The organism is Rubripirellula reticaptiva (genome assembly GCF_007860175.1).
Taxonomy (GTDB): domain Bacteria; phylum Planctomycetota; class Planctomycetia; order Pirellulales; family Pirellulaceae; genus Rubripirellula; species Rubripirellula reticaptiva.
The window spans coordinates 637,286-653,039 of sequence record NZ_SJPX01000004.1 but is presented as its reverse complement, the minus strand read 5'-3'; the positions used below and the strand labels follow the sequence as shown (position 1 = coordinate 653,039).

Annotated in this window: 15 protein-coding genes, 2 tRNA genes and 2 pseudogenes; 7 read left to right on the top strand and 12 right to left on the bottom strand. The window is 55.4% G+C overall.

All coding sequences use genetic code 11. The features are described from left to right. The first annotated feature begins 16 nt into the window (after positions 1-16). Positions 17-685, top strand: a complete 669-nt coding sequence (locus tag Poly59_RS19540; RefSeq protein ID WP_146535777.1) for a bifunctional 4-hydroxy-2-oxoglutarate aldolase/2-dehydro-3-deoxy-phosphogluconate aldolase — start codon at positions 17-19, stop codon at positions 683-685. A 24-nt stretch (positions 686-709) separates the two neighbouring features. Here Poly59_RS19540 and Poly59_RS19535 read toward each other — a convergent pair whose 3' ends face one another. The 6 genes from Poly59_RS19535 to Poly59_RS19510 all read right to left on the bottom strand — a co-directional run bounded on the left by Poly59_RS19535 (position 710) and on the right by Poly59_RS19510 (position 5,505). After that, positions 710-1,285 (bottom strand): cytochrome c oxidase subunit 3, encoded by a 576-nt coding sequence (locus Poly59_RS19535; protein WP_146535776.1) that lies wholly within the window; start codon positions 1,283-1,285, stop codon positions 710-712. Positions 1,286-1,550: 265 nt separating this feature from the next. Then, positions 1,551-1,916: a hypothetical protein gene (locus tag Poly59_RS19530; RefSeq protein ID WP_146535775.1), complete on the bottom strand. Its 366-nt coding sequence runs from the start codon at positions 1,914-1,916 to the stop codon at positions 1,551-1,553. A gap of 294 nt (positions 1,917-2,210) precedes the next feature. Continuing rightward, positions 2,211-2,696 carry a hypothetical protein gene (locus Poly59_RS19525; RefSeq protein WP_146535774.1) on the bottom strand — a complete coding sequence of 162 codons (486 nt, stop codon included), beginning with the start codon at positions 2,694-2,696 and terminating at the stop codon, positions 2,211-2,213. Positions 2,697-2,704: 8 nt separating this feature from the next. Next, positions 2,705-2,965 carry an acyl carrier protein gene (locus Poly59_RS19520; RefSeq protein WP_146535773.1) on the bottom strand — a complete coding sequence of 87 codons (261 nt, stop codon included), beginning with the start codon at positions 2,963-2,965 and terminating at the stop codon, positions 2,705-2,707. Positions 2,966-3,060: 95 nt separating this feature from the next. Then, positions 3,061-4,320, bottom strand: coding sequence for a beta-ketoacyl-[acyl-carrier-protein] synthase family protein (locus Poly59_RS19515; protein ID WP_146535772.1), 1,260 nt, complete (start codon positions 4,318-4,320; stop codon positions 3,061-3,063). Positions 4,321-4,491: 171 nt separating this feature from the next. After that, positions 4,492-5,505, bottom strand: a complete 1,014-nt coding sequence (locus tag Poly59_RS19510; RefSeq protein WP_146535771.1) for an NAD-dependent epimerase/dehydratase family protein — start codon at positions 5,503-5,505, stop codon at positions 4,492-4,494. A 231-nt stretch (positions 5,506-5,736) separates the two neighbouring features. Here Poly59_RS19510 and Poly59_RS19505 point away from each other — a divergent pair. Continuing rightward, positions 5,737-5,810, top strand: a tRNA-Pro gene (locus Poly59_RS19505). Positions 5,811-5,951: 141 nt separating this feature from the next. On the opposite strand, the gene Poly59_RS19500 is transcribed toward Poly59_RS19505, so the two are convergent. From Poly59_RS19500 to infC, 6 genes are all read right to left on the bottom strand, one after another. Beyond that, positions 5,952-6,854: a D-hexose-6-phosphate mutarotase gene (locus tag Poly59_RS19500; protein WP_146535770.1), complete on the bottom strand. Its 903-nt coding sequence runs from the start codon at positions 6,852-6,854 to the stop codon at positions 5,952-5,954. A gap of 231 nt (positions 6,855-7,085) precedes the next feature. Further along, positions 7,086-7,553, bottom strand: coding sequence for an EVE domain-containing protein (locus tag Poly59_RS19495; RefSeq protein ID WP_246151774.1), 468 nt, complete (start codon positions 7,551-7,553; stop codon positions 7,086-7,088). Between the two features lie 418 nt (positions 7,554-7,971). Continuing rightward, positions 7,972-9,597: a hypothetical protein gene (locus Poly59_RS19490; RefSeq protein ID WP_146535769.1), complete on the bottom strand. Its 1,626-nt coding sequence runs from the start codon at positions 9,595-9,597 to the stop codon at positions 7,972-7,974. 86 nt (positions 9,598-9,683) lie between these two features. Continuing rightward, positions 9,684-10,454, bottom strand: a complete 771-nt coding sequence (locus Poly59_RS19485; protein WP_146535768.1) for a glycosyltransferase family 2 protein — start codon at positions 10,452-10,454, stop codon at positions 9,684-9,686. 201 nt (positions 10,455-10,655) lie between these two features. Continuing rightward, on the bottom strand, positions 10,656-11,498 hold the full coding sequence (locus tag Poly59_RS19480; RefSeq protein WP_146535767.1) for a Nif3-like dinuclear metal center hexameric protein: 843 nt from the start codon (positions 11,496-11,498) through the stop codon (positions 10,656-10,658). Positions 11,499-11,588: 90 nt separating this feature from the next. After that, positions 11,589-12,119 (bottom strand): translation initiation factor IF-3, encoded by a 531-nt coding sequence (gene infC / locus Poly59_RS19475; protein WP_146535766.1) that lies wholly within the window; start codon positions 12,117-12,119, stop codon positions 11,589-11,591. Positions 12,120-12,565: 446 nt separating this feature from the next. On the opposite strand from infC, the gene Poly59_RS19470 reads away from it, so the two are divergent. The 5 genes and pseudogenes from Poly59_RS19470 to Poly59_RS19445 form a co-directional block, all read left to right on the top strand. After that, positions 12,566-12,639 (top strand) — tRNA-Val (locus tag Poly59_RS19470). A gap of 117 nt (positions 12,640-12,756) precedes the next feature. After that, positions 12,757-13,737, top strand: coding sequence for a tyrosine-type recombinase/integrase (locus Poly59_RS19465; protein WP_146535765.1), 981 nt, complete (start codon positions 12,757-12,759; stop codon positions 13,735-13,737). A 1,030-nt stretch (positions 13,738-14,767) separates the two neighbouring features. Then, positions 14,768-15,070, top strand: coding sequence for a helix-turn-helix domain-containing protein (locus tag Poly59_RS19455; RefSeq protein WP_146535763.1), 303 nt, complete (start codon positions 14,768-14,770; stop codon positions 15,068-15,070). Further along, positions 14,997-15,314: pseudogene (locus Poly59_RS30430) on the top strand (chemotaxis protein CheB); the annotation flags it as partial. The gene Poly59_RS19455 and the pseudogene Poly59_RS30430, both read left to right, overlap by 74 nt. Before the next feature lie 241 nt (positions 15,315-15,555). Further along, positions 15,556-15,753: pseudogene (locus tag Poly59_RS19445) on the top strand (response regulator); the annotation flags it as partial. Position 15,754: the final 1 nt, after the last annotated feature.

Sequence of the window (15,754 nt, the reverse complement as noted above, 5' to 3'; positions counted from 1 at the left end):
CAACGGACAAGCCGCCATGACAGACCAAGCCGATTTTCCGCCCGAACTGATCGCCCGAATCGGCAACTGTGCCGCAATCGCGGCGGTAACGATCGATGACGCCGACGCTGCGGTTCCGCTTGCGAAATCGCTATTAGCATGCCGTATCGATGTGATGGAAATCACCTTGGGGACACCGGTGGCGATCGACGCGATGCGACGAATTCGTGACGAGGTCCCTGAGATGCTGGTCGGCGCGGGCACGATCTCGAATTCCAACCAAGTCAGTGCAGTGATCGATGCGGGCGCGGCCTTCGGCGTTGCACCGGGACTCTCACGCAACGTTGTGCTTGAATCCAGACAATGCGGACTCCCATTCGCGCCAGGCGTAATCACACCGACCGAGATGGAAACGGCGATCGATTGGGGTTGCCGCCAACTGAACATTTTTCCGATCGAACCCATCGGCGGCATCAAGTACTTGCGAACGATGGTGATGCCGTTCGAGCACCTTGGCCTGAAGTTCTTTGTGTCGGGGGGGATCAATCCGTCAAACATGACCGCTTATTTATACCACGACGACATCACCGCGATCGGCGGGGCATGGATCGCGCCACGAAGCCAAATCCGAACTCAAGACTGGTCCACAGTAATCGACAATGCAATCGAAGCGGCGTCGATCGTTAAAGAAATGAAGCCTCGCTGAATCGACGCCGAGGCAACCGGAGCACTAAAACCCAAAACCGCCGGTCGTGCACCAAAATGCGACCAACATGCACAACCAAACGCCATCCAAGAAGTGCCAGTACTGGGCCGAAAAATCGACTGGCCAATGACGTTCGTGATCGTACTTTCCAAGTCCGGACCGAATCGACACGATTCCAAGAGAGACCACGCCTCCGGCAACGTGCAGTGCATGCAGCAGTGCCAGTACCGCCACCATCCCGGCGACACCCTTGCCTGTACCGCCGCGCAGTGCCGGGCCGGACAACATTTCCTTCATCGCGAAAAACTGCACGCCCATGAAGAGCGTTGCCGCAAACGCACTGATTACCAACAAGAAGGTTGTCACCCATCGTTGATCCCGGCGAACCGACCGCGTGGACCAATGGACCAAACCACTAACTAAAATCAAGCAAACGGTGCTGACCAAAAAACTGGGCGGCAATGGCACCGTGCTCTGCAAATCGTCCCGTCGAGAATACGCATAGATTCCATACAGCAAAATGCTGGCGACAAAGAAAACCGAAAGCGATCCGAGAAACAGAAACCCGCCGAACCGATAACGCTTGTCGTTAGGAAGCATCGTTGGGAATCTCGAGACGCGATCGGGTGCAGGAGGGACAAGGAAGTTCCTGTCCCTCCAGCATAAACCGCAATCGTATCGCCGTCTTCACCACCACAATGCCAGCGAGGCGCAACGCGGGTCCTGGCGATCAGCCAGTGACAGTCCTTTCCCCCGGCAAGTTCCACCGCGAAAGTCGTCAAAACTTTCGGCAAATTACTAGCTTGGCAGAAACCCGTGACGAGCTTCGTTACCCGAAAACCACTCGGCTGCCAAACACCCGTGACTAGTGATGACCGTAGTGGGGTCCGCGGTGGTAGTCGTAGTGACCTGGATAAACATCGTAGTGATTTCCATGAGGCACAACTTGGGTCGGGTGATAATCGTAATGCCCGCCATAGTTACTTCGATATGATTGATACCGAGGAACTTGATAGCTGGGGACATGACCGTACCGCGCTCCATAGGATGGGCGGTACGAGTTGTAATGGCCGCCATAGCTAGGGCGATACGAGTTGTAGTTGCTGTAGCCGAATCCACCGTTTCCGATCGAAATCGAAAATCCGCCAGCATCAGCGGCTGGAGTATCTGCAGCGAACATCAATCCGGCGGCAAGCAGCGGTGCCACCATCCATTTGGTGAGCGTAAACATCTTGGGGGGTGCCTTTCATTCGAGAGCTCGCTGCGGTCAGTGACCGAGCCAAGCAAGTGTTTCTTGTGCAGGAAAAGTCTCCTGCGGGAGGGTCTTTCGATTACAAAGCATCGATCACGCCAAACATCGAACATCCCGTCGTCATCATTGACCGGGTTCTATCGTAAGTCACTTCTGTGAAACACTTTAGACATGAAACAAATTTTTACTCGAATTTTTTCTCTCTGAGGGCTCGTGTCGGTAATCGACCAACCAGCGACGTCACAATGATGGCGCGGCTGTCGCAATATGGGCTCAGGGCTGCCAAAGTCCGACCGGAGGCCGATTTTGGAAATCACCATCCCAAGCCGGCCGATACAGCGGCGGCGGACACCAAGGCACTGGCCGATAACCGGATACAAACCAGGGATCTAGTAGGAGTCGATTCAAATCGAGGTAGAACGCGCCGAGTCCTTGGCTGGCAAAGCCACGACCAGCGAAACCAGGATGAATCAGTCCTAGCTCGGCAAAATGATCGCGACGCTTTTGAAGATCGGCAGCCGGTTTGTAGTCTCGATATCGCGGCAGACTGAGGCCAATTCCAGCGTCACTGGGATCACGCAACAGTTCTTTGCGGCTGCGAATGGGCGATTGAGCGGGCGATATTACGCAGACACTGATCATCGCGTTTAAAAGTACGATTCGAAACCGAGCATACATCACGCCAGCCTCCTTCTTGCTCAGTCGACGACCGCCGCACGCACCATCAAACAGCCCCCAAGACCAGGCGCTGTCGAACACCCCGCGTTTTAAGACTTAACAATGTCTTTCATCTTCGGTTCAAGATAGGTGACCGTCGACTGCATGCTTGCCAAATGGCCATAGTCTTCCTCAGGAATCTGAACGCGGTGTCGCTTTCGCAACTCCATCACGATATCCAGAAAGTCCATGCTGTCGAGTTCTAGTTGCTCGCGAAACGCCTTCTCGTCGTCCAGACCGTCAAGGTCGTCGTCCGGCGAGATGTCCTCGAGGATGTCTAGAATTTCGTCTCGAATTTCGGCTGGCGTCATCGCTTAGGTGGCTCCCCAAACGTCGGTTCCGACGATGGATGTTCAGAAAGGTTGGAAGTAAACGCGTTGAAGTCTTGGTCGGATCGGACAGGACATCAAACCCGGCCGATGATCACGACCGAGTTGATGCCAAGCATTCCAAACGAATTATTCAAGATATAGTCGACTTTGGCGACCTCCTGCGATTCGTTTAGGACGAGTCCGGGCAGTGCACAATTGGGATCCAGTTCATCGACATTGATCGTCGGATGAACCACTCGGTCTTGGAAAGACGATAGGTTACCAGCCAATTCAAGTGAACCCGCCGCCCCCATCGCGTGGCCAATGTAGCTTTTTGTATTGTTGATTCGCGTGTTGGTGCAATTTCCAAAAACATTGCGGAGGGCCAAACATTCTTGCGAATCACCGCTGCTGGTGCCAGTGGCGTGGGTACTGACGATGTCGATCTGGTCGGCGGCCAATCCGGCCCGCTTCAGCGCCAAGTTAACGCATTCGGCTTGTCGTTCAGGGTTGGGCAACACAAAGTCGGTCGCATCGGTGTTCATCGCGTATCCGACCAATTCGCCGATGATATCCGCACCGCGAGCCTTCGCATCACTGAGTCGTTCAAGCGTGTAGAGACATCCGCCTTCGGCAACCACGATTCCGTTTCGATTGACGTCGAACGGGCGAGACGCCTTAGTCGGATCTTCATTGGTGGCCAGTGCGTTTTGGCTATTGAAGCTGGCGAAAATTCCAAACGTGTGAATGCTTTCGCTGGTTCCGCCAGCGATTGCAACGTCACATTCGTCCAACCGCAGCATCTGGGCACCTTGGATCAACCCAGCATTACCTGCCGCACAAGCTGCGCCGATCGTGTAGTGAGGACCGGTGATCCCCATATTCAACGCGATTTCGCCAGCCGGATTGTTGGCGACTGTCCGCGGGTTGTGATGGTGCGACCAACAGTTGGTGTCGTAATCGAAACCTTTGATCAAGAAGATTTCGTTTTCGGTTTCGACGTTTCCGTGCTCAGTCACACCGACATAGATGCCGACCCGCGACTTGTCGACGTTTTCCCAGTCGAGTCCCGAGTGCTTGACGGCTTCATTGGCAGCGTAGATTCCAACGCTGCCCGCACGCGTGCCGCGGCGAATGTCTTTTTTGGATTGGTAACGCAGCGTGTCAAAATCGCAAATCCCGGCCAGTGTCTTGCCGAAATAACGAATTTCGTAGGGGCTAACGCCGCTGCGGCCTTCGAGGAGGGCGCTGCGATAAGATTGCCAGTCATTTCCATTCGGAGCCGTCAAACCGATTCCGGTGATAACGATCCGTTGATGATCTGGCAGTTCGGAGGCGCGGCTGGGTGCGATCACGGATTTGTATTTCTAGTTACGGTCATGGGGCGACTCCAATTACCGAATCGTACCCTCAAAAGTAACGGCAAAGGCTAACGCCGCCAACCTTTTTAGGCAACGCCCGGATACATCGAGAGAACTCTGCCTGAACGTCCCGCTCGGCCGGCTAAGGACAAGGAACCGCCATGCCTATCTACTTTGCCACGACTGCCGCAATCGCTCGAGTCCTTCATCGACTCCGATCCGAACTTGGTACCCCAGCCGATCCTTGGCAGCGGAAATGTCAAAATAGTGATCGCAGGCCAACTGGGCTGCGACAAAACGCGTCATTGGCGGCTCGTCTGTCTTGCCGATTGCTCGATAAACCATCTCAAGCATGGCACCTAGACGATAAGCCGCCGGGCCCGAGATCCGCTTCTGAGGTGGCTCTACTCCGCCAATCCGACATATTTCGGCGATCCAATCCCAGCAATTGACGGGCTCGTCCTGAGCGATGAAGTAGGCCCGCCCGGCCGCCCGATCGGAATCGCGACCAAGCGCATCGAGAGCGTCCAAGTGAGCCGCCCCCGCATTGATGACATGAACCGTATCAACTCGGTTTTTGCCGTCGCCGACAATCCGAAGCCGCTTGCGCCGAGCCCGGTCCAACATCCGAGGCAGTAAATGCGGGTCGTTTTCGCCCCATATCAAATGCGGTCTCAGCGAAACGGTTCGCATTCCTCCCACTTGATCGGCCGCCAGAATTGCTTGCTCTGCCAACGCCTTGGTATGCGGATAGTGACACAGCCACTTGGTGGGGTACGGTTCCGATTCATCGACGCCTTGCTGATGTTCGCCGGCAAAGGTGACACTGGGACTGCTGGTAAAGATCAACCGCTCAACGCAGCCCGCCTTGCTCGCAGCAATCACATTCTCAGTGGCCAATGTATTGTTGCGATAAAAGTAATCCCACGGCCCCCAAACGCCCGCGACCGCGGCGGTGTGAACGACGCCATCAAACCGACGGCCCGAATCGTCCGACGCGATTGCCGACCTAACAAAATCCGCGTCGGCCAAGTCGCCACGGACAGACTTCATCCCGGCTTGCACCAAATCGGGATAATCTTTCCGAGAAATTCCGACCACTTCATCGCCGCGATCGATCAATTGGCGAACAATTTCGCTGCCCAAGAAGCCGCCGCAGCCGGTCACCAAGATTCGCATTTGCCGTAAATTCCGTATTCAAAACGCACTGAACTGCTGTCGGCCGGCCTGAAAATTCGCCCGTCAAAAGAATACGAAAATCATCCTCGAAGTGAACCTTTCGCAAAACCCTTCCGTCAGCTAATCTGTGCGAACGTTTGAGGAAAACGGCTTCCCAAAAGCTGGTCAGCGAATCAAACTGTCCGAGTCAAACGATCTATCAACGGATCGAAAGCGATGGACCGAAAGACACGGGGCGTAGCTCAGCCTGGTAGAGCGCCTGGTTTGGGACCAGGAGGTCGCATGTTCGAATCATGTCGCCCCGACTCAGTTGAAGACAACTTCGGTTGCTGACAACTAAAAAACAAAAGGCACGTCGCAGTACTTTGCGGCGTGCCTTTTTTTGTATGCCAATGGCTTGCAAACGAATGACTTTGGACACTCACGAGGCAAGTTACCAGCCGCGCCTATTTGTTCATTTCACGAACTGCGATCCGGGCGGTCATCGAATACGACCGGCCGGGCAACAACTCGATCGCCTGGTCACCAACATTGGCAGTTTCGATACAGACCATCGACTTCCATTCATCATCGCCAAAGTCAGCCATCCGGGCACTCTTTTCGATCCACGGATTCCAAACCACCGTGTTGTGCGAATGAGTCTTTGAGACCTCGATGGTTCGCTTTTTGCCGGGATCAGTCATTTGGCAAGTGGATGTCGTGTCCAAGTAAACTCGATCACATTCACCATCGAAACGAATGGGTGATCCCGTTTCCATTTTTGTCGCGTCGCCGTCAACCTTGTCGATGTATCCAGCCATCTCCAAACCGTTGATCTTGATGCTCTTGATGTCTGACACCGCAAAGTAGGTGTGCAAGGCTTCTTCGAACGACACCGACGCGGTGGCATCAGACGACAGCTTCACTTGCAATTCCATCGACAGCGTCTCGCCAAAACGAACCGTAAAGGCCAGAAAAAACGATTCGATCACGGTGCTTAGCACCATCTCGATGGCGCCATCATCTCGCACCGACGCCGTCGCGACGTCCCAGGACCGAGTCCGCGCCCAACCATGGCCGGGTGCTTGGGGATGCCCAACTCGAGGGCCGAACCAAGGAAAACAAATCGGCACGCCTCCCCGAATCGCACAGTCAGCTTCGAACACCGACTGCTTACTGACCCACAGCACGGGCTGGTGCCCGGTAGGTTGAAAATGAGTCACGTGCGCACCGTGCATGTAGATTTCTCCGGTGCAAACACCGGTATCCACCACAGCTTTGACCAAACCGCCGTTACCGTCCACAAATCGCAGACCCTCAACACGGTACTTTTCGTTCAACTGATCGGCGTTCATCGGTTTCGCATCCATCACTACGACTCATCAAGAAGAAAAAACGGATAATGGCAAAAAGGTGGTACAGACGTCGCAAAAAAGGACTGCCGTGCTGGACACTTATTTTCTGCTGGGCCCCGAGGGAGTCGAAACCGAGTGAGCCGAAACCAAGCACTGCTATCGTTTCGCGTTACCCTCCCGCTTGGTTTCATCGTACCACACGAGCATTTAAGCTCCGCAGGAGAACGACCAACACTCCTAACGCTCTCAACCGTTCGCCATTTTCAGCACCGTGTCAAACTCTTTCTTCTTAACCGGCTGGACACTCAAACGACTGCCCTTCTGCAATAGCACCATACCCTTTAGCCCCGCCCGTTCTCGCATCGACTTTAGCGTCACCGGACTTTCGAGTTTCTCATCCAATTTGATGTCGACCATGAACCACGTCGGATTATCGGGACTGCTCTTTTGGTCAAAGTACTTACTGCGGGGATCAAACGCGTGACTGTCGGGATACCCAGCCCGAACGACCGTCGCCGTGCCGACCACAGCCGGTTCCTTGCACGCCGAGTGATAAAACAAAACACGATCGCCGACACAAAAATCATCGCGAAGCAAGTTACGAGCCTGGTAATTCCGCACGCCCTCCCAGCATGTCGTTTGATCGGGATCGGCAGCCAGATCATCGATTGAAAACGTTGTCGGCTCGGTTTTCATTAGCCAGTAATTTGTCATGGTGATTACGTTCAAGAACAGATTGAATGCGTGGGAAGCTGTGCCGACTGGGCAACCAGTAACAACCTAAAGATTTTCTTCTCAGTTTATCAAGCGGGGCAACCGATCTTATCAATGTGCGCCGGGATAGGCGTGCAGTGAAGCGACCGTAGCATTCCAAGAATCGGAAAATGCCGCGCAGTCGGGCCATGGAACGGGCCAAGAACCCTCCCGTTTCCTCTCAGAATAGGCCCGCTATGAACGTCGACGCCATCCACACCGCCCTCGGCCTCACCTTCACCTTCGTCTGGCTGCTAGTCGGCCAAATCTTGGTGGGAAACCGTTAGACGAAATCCCGCTACCAACGCCCCGCCAGCAATGGCGACCTAAACTATCCAAAGTCGATTTGCGGCGCCCCCGACGTCGACCGGCGATACGGCTAATCCTGCCCCAACAACTTCGCATAAGTCGTTTGCAGATAATCGATCGGAAAGACACAGAACGGGTGCTCGCGGCTAGCCATCAAACGCTGGGCCGCATGTGCTCGCTCACTCTCTGCTAACTCGGAACGCAACTGACCACGCAGCTGATCGAGTTGCTTGGAAAGTTCGGCGTTGATCGTTGCGATTTCGTCGTGCCACTGTTTCTTTGGGGCCGGCATCTTTGAAGCCAGCAAGTCGCCCGACTTGGGCGTGGCGACCATCGCAATCAGCTCAGCCTTTCGGGCTAACAGATTCTCGTCAAGGTCGACGCGGTCAGCGAACCGCTCGGGTTGAAAAACGAGATCGCGAAGTTGTCGGCGAAGGCTGCGAATCCGCTTGTCGTGGTCCACTTTCACCAAACCAGGCAATTGAATGGTCGCTGAAATGACCATGAACTGTAGCGGTTCGACCTGAAAGAACTCAGCGCAAATTTGATCGCCCAATTGATCGTACTTGCCGCCACCAATACCGTGCAAAAACAAGTCGCTAAGCACCATCCGCGCGTACATCGTTGTCACCAGTGCTCGCGGACGCAGCTTAAAATTCGGCGATACCAAATTCGACAACTGTTCCGCCGCCAGCTTTGGATGGCGCACATCGATTCGCAATTCTCGCGGCCCCTCCGCAACTCGATCACTGATGACCAAATGGTCATCGGACATCTTTACCCAAGCTGCCTTTCGATCTGGCGAATCGTTTCCATAGATCCACAGCGGCGCTTCGAACCAACCGTCCTGCTCGGCCAAGTTGGGGACCGGGTGTGCACTGCTGCGGATCCCATGAGCGCTACGATAGCGATCGGCCGAATCGTTGTAGCAGCCATGAAAGCGGGGCAATTCTGTCAAAATCGCCAGCACAAACTCGGCGTACGCACTTGTCCGACAAACGACGCCGAGAGGAAGCTCAAGCGTGCGCAAGCCCAACTCGCCTTCCAATCCGTGACGTGCCTGTGCTAGCGCGCATCCCGCCACACCGCATCGATCAATCGCTGAAAGTGCATGCCGCCAAAGCCGCGTGACTGACGGATCATCGACCACCCCGCAAACCGCTTCGGCAACCGCTTCATCGAAATGGTCGAAAAGATCGCGGCGGCGGACCGTGGTTTGCTCATAAGGAACACCGCCGCCGGCTTCGTCGTAGGACACAACTTCATAGTGAGGCTGCGCGGCACCCGTCGCACCGTGTGGACGCACGCTGGGAACACGAATCGAACTGCCCGACGCCACATCGTTATCGACTACCAAATTAATACCGATGCCACCAACGCGGCGAGCAATGTCATCGAGCGCAAAGTTTTTGAACCAAACGCCAGGATGAAAAAGCGATGGCTGATGTCCAGCCATCACGATCGGCCCGATCGATTCAACGTCGACCCAGCTTGTATCGCGATAAGCAGACGTGTATCGAATCGCATCTTCGATCAAGCTGGCTCGCGCCCGCGTTCGCAGCGAATCCCAAAACGGACCTTGCTCTGCCGATTTTGCCACATTGCTGCCAAGCAAATCTGCGGCATCGGACAACGGCGGCTCGATCAACGACGAACCGTTTTCGACGGGAGCTCGATATTGACGATAGCTATTCAAGGAAGGATCGCATCGGCGAGATGGTGATGCCGGCGTTGAGGATGACGTGGGCGGCGAACTAGCAAGCGGTGACTGAAAAACGACCATCAGATGCTCAGAGCAACGTCACGACCAGGGAAAACCCGCCCATCCGCTGCAGCCACCGCGAACGCGCTATCGAGCACCTGATGATAGTATCGCAAACGTGTCTCGGCATGATCAAGCGAGCCACCGAACGATCGCTCCAGGTCCAAGTAAATCAGCGGCACCGGGATCTCTATCACTCGCAAATCGGCTGCCGCCGCCTCGACCCACAATTGTAACGGCATCGCGTAACCTTCGTCCGTGATTTCCAACTGCGACAGCGCTGACGTTCGGTAAGCCTTGAAGCCACAGAACGCGTCCGTCAAATTGAAACCAAGTCGCTGATTCAGCTCTCGTGTGATCCGACGATTGATGAACAACCTTTCTTCCGGCGGCGCATCATCCCCTTCGTAAACCTTCAAATAACGACTCCCCGAGACAATATCCGCATCCGAAGCGGCCGCAATGAACTCGGGAATCCGTTTGGGTTGATGTTGGCCGTCGCAATCAAGCGTCACCAAACCCTCGTACCCTTCGGCGATCGCATAAGCGAACGCCGTCATCAACGCCGCGCCGTAACCGCGATTCTCGGGGTGGTGGATGACGTGAACGTCCGAACGCGAATCCAGCACTGCGGCCGTTCCATCACTCGACCCATCGTTCACGACCAATACGTCCGATGCATAGCGAACGACCTCATCTAAGACCCCAGCAACGTACTGAACCTCGTTGTAAACCGGCAGTGCAGCCAGCCAACGCGACGATTTGCGGTCGGGGATATTCGATTCAGCCATCTTCTTACTCACTTGGAACCTACGCCAAAAACACCTTTTGGCCCACAGACTGTACTAGCGAAGCAATCGCCATGCCGGCCGATTGATTCTAGAGACATTTAGATGATGGCCAATATTTCACTCGGTCCGCCGCAACCAGCGGAATCCCCGCAAGTACGCTCTCCGGACTCTGCGCACTTGCACTGAGACAGGAACAGATTCTCAATCAGCCTGTTGCAACGGGTCGCACTCGTCTCGGCTCGCCCAGACGGTCAAATCGGGCAATTCAGCTGCTAACGCCTCGCTAAGTCGCTCCATCGCGAATCGCTCGCTGTGAAAATGTCCCAATAACACCAAACCGATACCCATCGACCGTGCCTCGAGACAAGTGTGAAACGTCGCCTCGCCAGTCACCAAAGCATGGCAACCACGACGTTTCGCAGCCGCAAGAAAACTGCCGCCACTGCCACACGCAAACGCCACCGCCTGCACCGACTGATCCGCCGCTCCGACAAGACGCGGCCTTGGCCCGCCGCTAACTTCGCCCGCCATCGATGCTAACGATTCCAGCGTGACTGGACTCGGCAAGCGACCATATCGCCCGGATCCTTCAACAGTTTGGCCTGACGAAACGGCGACAATTGACGAGCCCACCTGTTTTGTGCCCGCTGCGATCGGCAATTCAACTAGCGGCCGGATTCTATCCAGCCCCAATGCCTCGGCCCACATCTGGTTGACTCCGCCGGTTGCCGAATCAAATGCAGTATGAGCACTGTAGATCGCAATTTTAGCGCCGATCAACTTCCACAGCATTGCGCCTGGAATAGAATCCGTCGTGATTTTGGCCATCGGCTTGAACGGCAACGGGTGGTGCACCACGATCAGGTCAGCGTTCTGGGCAATCGCTTCGTCGACCACATCGGGCGTGATGGTCAAACAGGCCATGATCTTCTCGACCTTCGCTGCGCGATCACCCGCCAGCAGACCTACATTATCCCAAGATTCCGCCAACCGTAACGGCGCAACCCGAGCCATGATCGTGCAGACCGCATCAAGTGTCGCCATCGAATCCTCGTTTCGGATACTCGGTACCAGACAATTTGGGATTTTAGGCGTGGCCAGAGAGACCGAACGCCCCAATCCAATTGCTGATTCCTACTTAGGCGCAATCATGCAGATCATTCGACGACCGTGCTGCTGAGGCGATGTTTCAACCTTGCCGATTGCGCTAAGCGTCTCAATGACCATCTCCATGACCTTTCGGCCTTCTTCGATGTGAGCCATTTCGCGACCACGGAACAAGACACTGACCTGGACCTTGTCCTTGTGCTCGAGAAACTTCTCAGCTTGGCGGATCTTGGTCCGGATGTCCTCGCCACCAGTCTTTGGTCGCAGACGAATTTCTTTCGTCTTGGTATGCGACTGTCCGGTATTCTTCTTTTTGTTTTTGTCGTACTTGTACTTGCCGTAATCCATGATTCGGCAAACCGGCGGGCGTTCACCCGGCGCGACTTCAACAAGATCCAGGCCTGCATCGCGAGCTCGCTGAAGAGCATCGTCGGTGGAAATAATCCCCAACTGCTCTCCTTCCTCGCTGACGACCCGAATGGGCGTGATCCGGATATTGTTGTTGATGCGTACGCTGTCGCGACTCTCAGGCTGAGTGTTTTTTCGTGCCAATGCCACTAAAAGCTGTCTTCTCCGGCCGGTGGGCGTACCAGCGCAAAAGGAATGAAAAATCACCCCAGGTCCAAAACCCAGTGGTAAATAAGCGGTCAACGGTCAGATAAACATCAGCACGAAAAGGAAATCCTGTCCGGCGACGTTACCTAAATGTCAACCCCAACCACGAGAGTATCCGACGAGCGGGTGGCAAGCGTCAACAGTGAAACTGCAGAAAACGCAAGATTTAACCATTCACTCCCCCCACCCCAGCCCGTTCAACCGGGTCGCAGGAGTCAAAATGTCGCGGTCGTCTCCCCGCCGGACAATCGCTTCAAAACACCGAACCAAACCATCTTGACGATTTCAGATCTCCACCCCAAACTACGCGGACAGATCAGCAAGGCTCGGCTCAACCCGAGCCACCAGAATGCCCGATCTAACCCTTGGCGGCCACAAGCCGACAAAACGGACGATTAGCTCAGTTGGTTAGAGCGCCACGTTGACATCGTGGAGGTCACAGATTCGAGTTCTGTATCGTCCATTCGAAAAGAGCCCGCAAAGTGCGGGCTTTTTTTGTGCGCCGAAAGTTTCCCTGCGGCAAGCAATGCGTAGTATTCCCCTTTCCGTTCCCTTTTCAGGAACCATTGAGGGTGAAGCCATGCCAAGAGAACCACGACCGTACTGGAAAAGTCAGCAACAGCGATGGGTCTGCACCATCGACGGGCAACGTACCACGCTTGGGGCCGAGAAGGAGGCGGCGTTCGACAAGTACCACCAATTGATGCTCAATCGCCGGGCGGTCTCGGCGGAAGTGTCGACCGTGTACGAACTTTCGCAGTCGTACCTCGATTGGTGCCAAGAAAATCGGAGTGCCGGCACCTACAGCAATCACCGCCTCTACTTGAAAAGCTTCATCGGAGCGATTGGTAAGACGCTCAAAATCTCTGCCCTGAGGAAGCACCACGTCTTGAACTGGTCGAAGGGCGTCGGGGTCACGACGAGCCAAAATGATGCCATTTCGGTTGTGCAGCGAATGTTCAATTGGGCGGTCGAGCACGAATACCTCCATGCATCCCCGATTCCCAAAATCGTTAAACCGAAGCGAAAGCGACGAGAGATCGTTTACACGCCCGAGCAGTGGAAAATCATCCAGTCGTACGCGAGCCCCCAACTGGCCGCGTTGATCAATTTCCTCTGGTCGACCGGGTGCCGACCGAAAGAAGGTCGCACCGTTGAGGCACGCCATGTCCACGATGACCTCGTCATTTTTCCGCCCGACGAAAGCAAAGGCGAAACCGACTCGCGAGTCATCTTCCTCACCGCAGAGGCCAAAGACATCGTTGCTCCGCGTTTGGAGGAGAAAGGTGTCCTCTTTAAAAACACGAAAGGAGTCCCTTACACCAAAGACGCCCTCGTCCAAGCGATGATCCGTATCTCGAAAAAAGCGGGGTTCCGGTGCATCGCCTACGGGGCCAGGCACAGCTACGCGACCAACGCTCTGATCCGCTCTGTCGACACTGTTTCGCTGTCGCACCTGATGGGGCATCGATCGACCCGAATGGTATCCAACTACGCCCACCTGTCCCAGAACATCGAGCACCTGCGGCGACAAGCCGAAAACGCTGCTAGCCGGAAGTGAGCAAGCAAAAATGTGCCCGGAACTACGCCGGCGTCGGCCGCCGGTGCACGCTAGCCAACTGGCGAAACCCACTGTAGCAGGATGAGCTTGTCGGGTTTTGTCGGCTCACGGTGCCTTGCCCTATGCGGACTCTCGCACGCTTGACTGCTTTTGAGTCCTGGAACCTTCTCTTCCTCAATGCGAAGCTGAATCTGCGCGACCTCCCGCAGTGGCAACTTTTTTGGGACTACAAAGCGATCACGCCCGAAGCCACCGACGATGAACTTCGCACGTTCATCGAGACCAAAGCCATCCCGCAGTGCGGCTTGTGCCCGAGCAAACGCACCGCCTTCGTCCATCGCGATCCTTTGCAACGGAGTGCAATGCGATGGCCACGCCCGGACCCTACGAACCTGAGATGCAGCCGTACCCGTTCGTCCCGCCTTTTGATTCGCCCGGCGACGATCCGCCGTACGAACCAAAAGAACCCGACGGCCCGATCATCCTGACGCCTCCGCTCCCACCAGCGCCACCGGTGTGGCCAGACGACTATCCACCCGTCACACCCGATCCAGGTCCGCGCCCACCGTGGTGGCCGGACGACTACGACTGGCCGCCGCGACCGGAAGAACCGGTCGTGATCGAGTCCCCGTTGCCACCACACATCTGGCCGCGGCTGCCGCCGGACCACCCCTACCACGTCCCGCCCGGTTATTCCGCCCCCGACAACCTCCCACCCGGCCATCCCTGCGAATACTACCCCAACATGCCGCCCTATCCCGTCGTGCATCCCGGCGACTGAGGCAACGATTGGCCCAGCTACCCCGGCATCCTCGACGACTGGTCGCCGAACCACGAAGACGACGAGGAGCAAGACTCGTCAAAGCAGCAAAACGAAAGCCTGAGCAGCGAATTGCTGCTCGGGCTTTTTGTATTTACGCTAGCGATTTTGCACTGGTACGGCTTGTTTCCACCGCCATCTCGCGAACCTGCCGGGGTTCGATAAACTATTGGGACTTTTGTGTTTTTACAGGGTTTAGGGGTTGGCGGTATGAATGTCGAAGAGGAAGTCAGACAGCTCAGCGGTTTGTTGAAGGTCGGTGCAGTCGCTTCGATGTGTGGGGTGACCGTTGAAACGCTTCGCAACTGGGATAAAACGGGAAAATTGGTTGCTAAGCGGCATCCTTTAACCGGCTATCGATTTTACGAACGCGACGACGTCAAGAAGTTCATCCAGCAGCGTTTGCGGGAACGTGGACTGATTCACCGCGAGGGTATTCATGAAAATTTCGACGATAGTAGTGGTGACATCGGAAGTGTGGGGACATCCGATACGTCTTCGACCCGGGTTTGATCAGATGAGCGAGAAGCAAACGAACGATTGCGAAGTCGACGCAACTTGTTCAGAAGAAACGCAACCGCAAGAGCAGGCATCCTGGAATGCAAAGCGGAATCCGTACGATGAGCGTCCGGTGGTCGTGAGTGTTGGTGCCTCTGCCGGTGGACTCGATGAACTCATGCGAATGCTATCCAGTTTGCCAGATGATCCGCCAATGGCGTTTGTCGTCATTCAGCACCTGGATCCGACGCATGACAGCGCATTGACCGCCATACCGCCGACCGAACGTGACGCCGAGCCATCGCTGCCGCTGAACACTTCGCGAGGTTCAGGCCGAAATGCGGAATCGACTGGTGGCAAATTGGCAACGCTTGTTCAAAGACAATTGATCCGCGAAGCCGACATGGTTGTGTGGATAGTCAACGTTGACGACCGAGTGACGTACCTGCAAGGCCCGGTCGATCTTTACTTGCAGAGCGGCGTTGGCGAACAGGGTGGCCATGGATGGATACCAAGCGGCGAGCGAGCTGCGACGACTTGGCTGCGGGATTCCAATCATTGCCTTGACCGCCAACGCGATGAAAGAAGACCGAGACCGCTGTTTGGCCATCGGTTGCACGAGATACACGACCAAACCGCTGGATAGCAGAACAGTATTGACAATAATGCAACGACTAGCTCAATCTCGGAAACCGTGAT

What these genes read in the sequence shown, in the direction of transcription:
- Poly59_RS19495 (WP_246151774.1), bottom strand. Translation starts at nt 7,553, where the DNA reads ATGACAAATTACTGGCTAATGAAAACCGAGCCGACAACGTTTTCAATC.
- Poly59_RS19510 (WP_146535771.1), bottom strand. Translation starts at nt 5,505, where the DNA reads ATGCGAATCTTGGTGACCGGCTGCGGCGGCTTCTTGGGCAGCGAAATT.
- Poly59_RS19500 (WP_146535770.1), bottom strand. Translation starts at nt 6,854, where the DNA reads ATGGATGCGAAACCGATGAACGCCGATCAGTTGAACGAAAAGTACCGT.
- Poly59_RS19520 (WP_146535773.1), bottom strand. Translation starts at nt 2,965, where the DNA reads ATGACGCCAGCCGAAATTCGAGACGAAATTCTAGACATCCTCGAGGAC.
- Poly59_RS19530 (WP_146535775.1), bottom strand. Translation starts at nt 1,916, where the DNA reads ATGTTTACGCTCACCAAATGGATGGTGGCACCGCTGCTTGCCGCCGGA.
- Poly59_RS19455 (WP_146535763.1), top strand. Translation starts at nt 14,768, where the DNA reads ATGAATGTCGAAGAGGAAGTCAGACAGCTCAGCGGTTTGTTGAAGGTC.
- Poly59_RS19540 (WP_146535777.1), top strand. Translation starts at nt 17, where the DNA reads ATGACAGACCAAGCCGATTTTCCGCCCGAACTGATCGCCCGAATCGGC.
- Poly59_RS19535 (WP_146535776.1), bottom strand. Translation starts at nt 1,285, where the DNA reads ATGCTTCCTAACGACAAGCGTTATCGGTTCGGCGGGTTTCTGTTTCTC.
- Poly59_RS19465 (WP_146535765.1), top strand. Translation starts at nt 12,757, where the DNA reads ATGCCAAGAGAACCACGACCGTACTGGAAAAGTCAGCAACAGCGATGG.
- Poly59_RS19480 (WP_146535767.1), bottom strand. Translation starts at nt 11,498, where the DNA reads ATGGCGACACTTGATGCGGTCTGCACGATCATGGCTCGGGTTGCGCCG.
- Poly59_RS19485 (WP_146535768.1), bottom strand. Translation starts at nt 10,454, where the DNA reads ATGGCTGAATCGAATATCCCCGACCGCAAATCGTCGCGTTGGCTGGCT.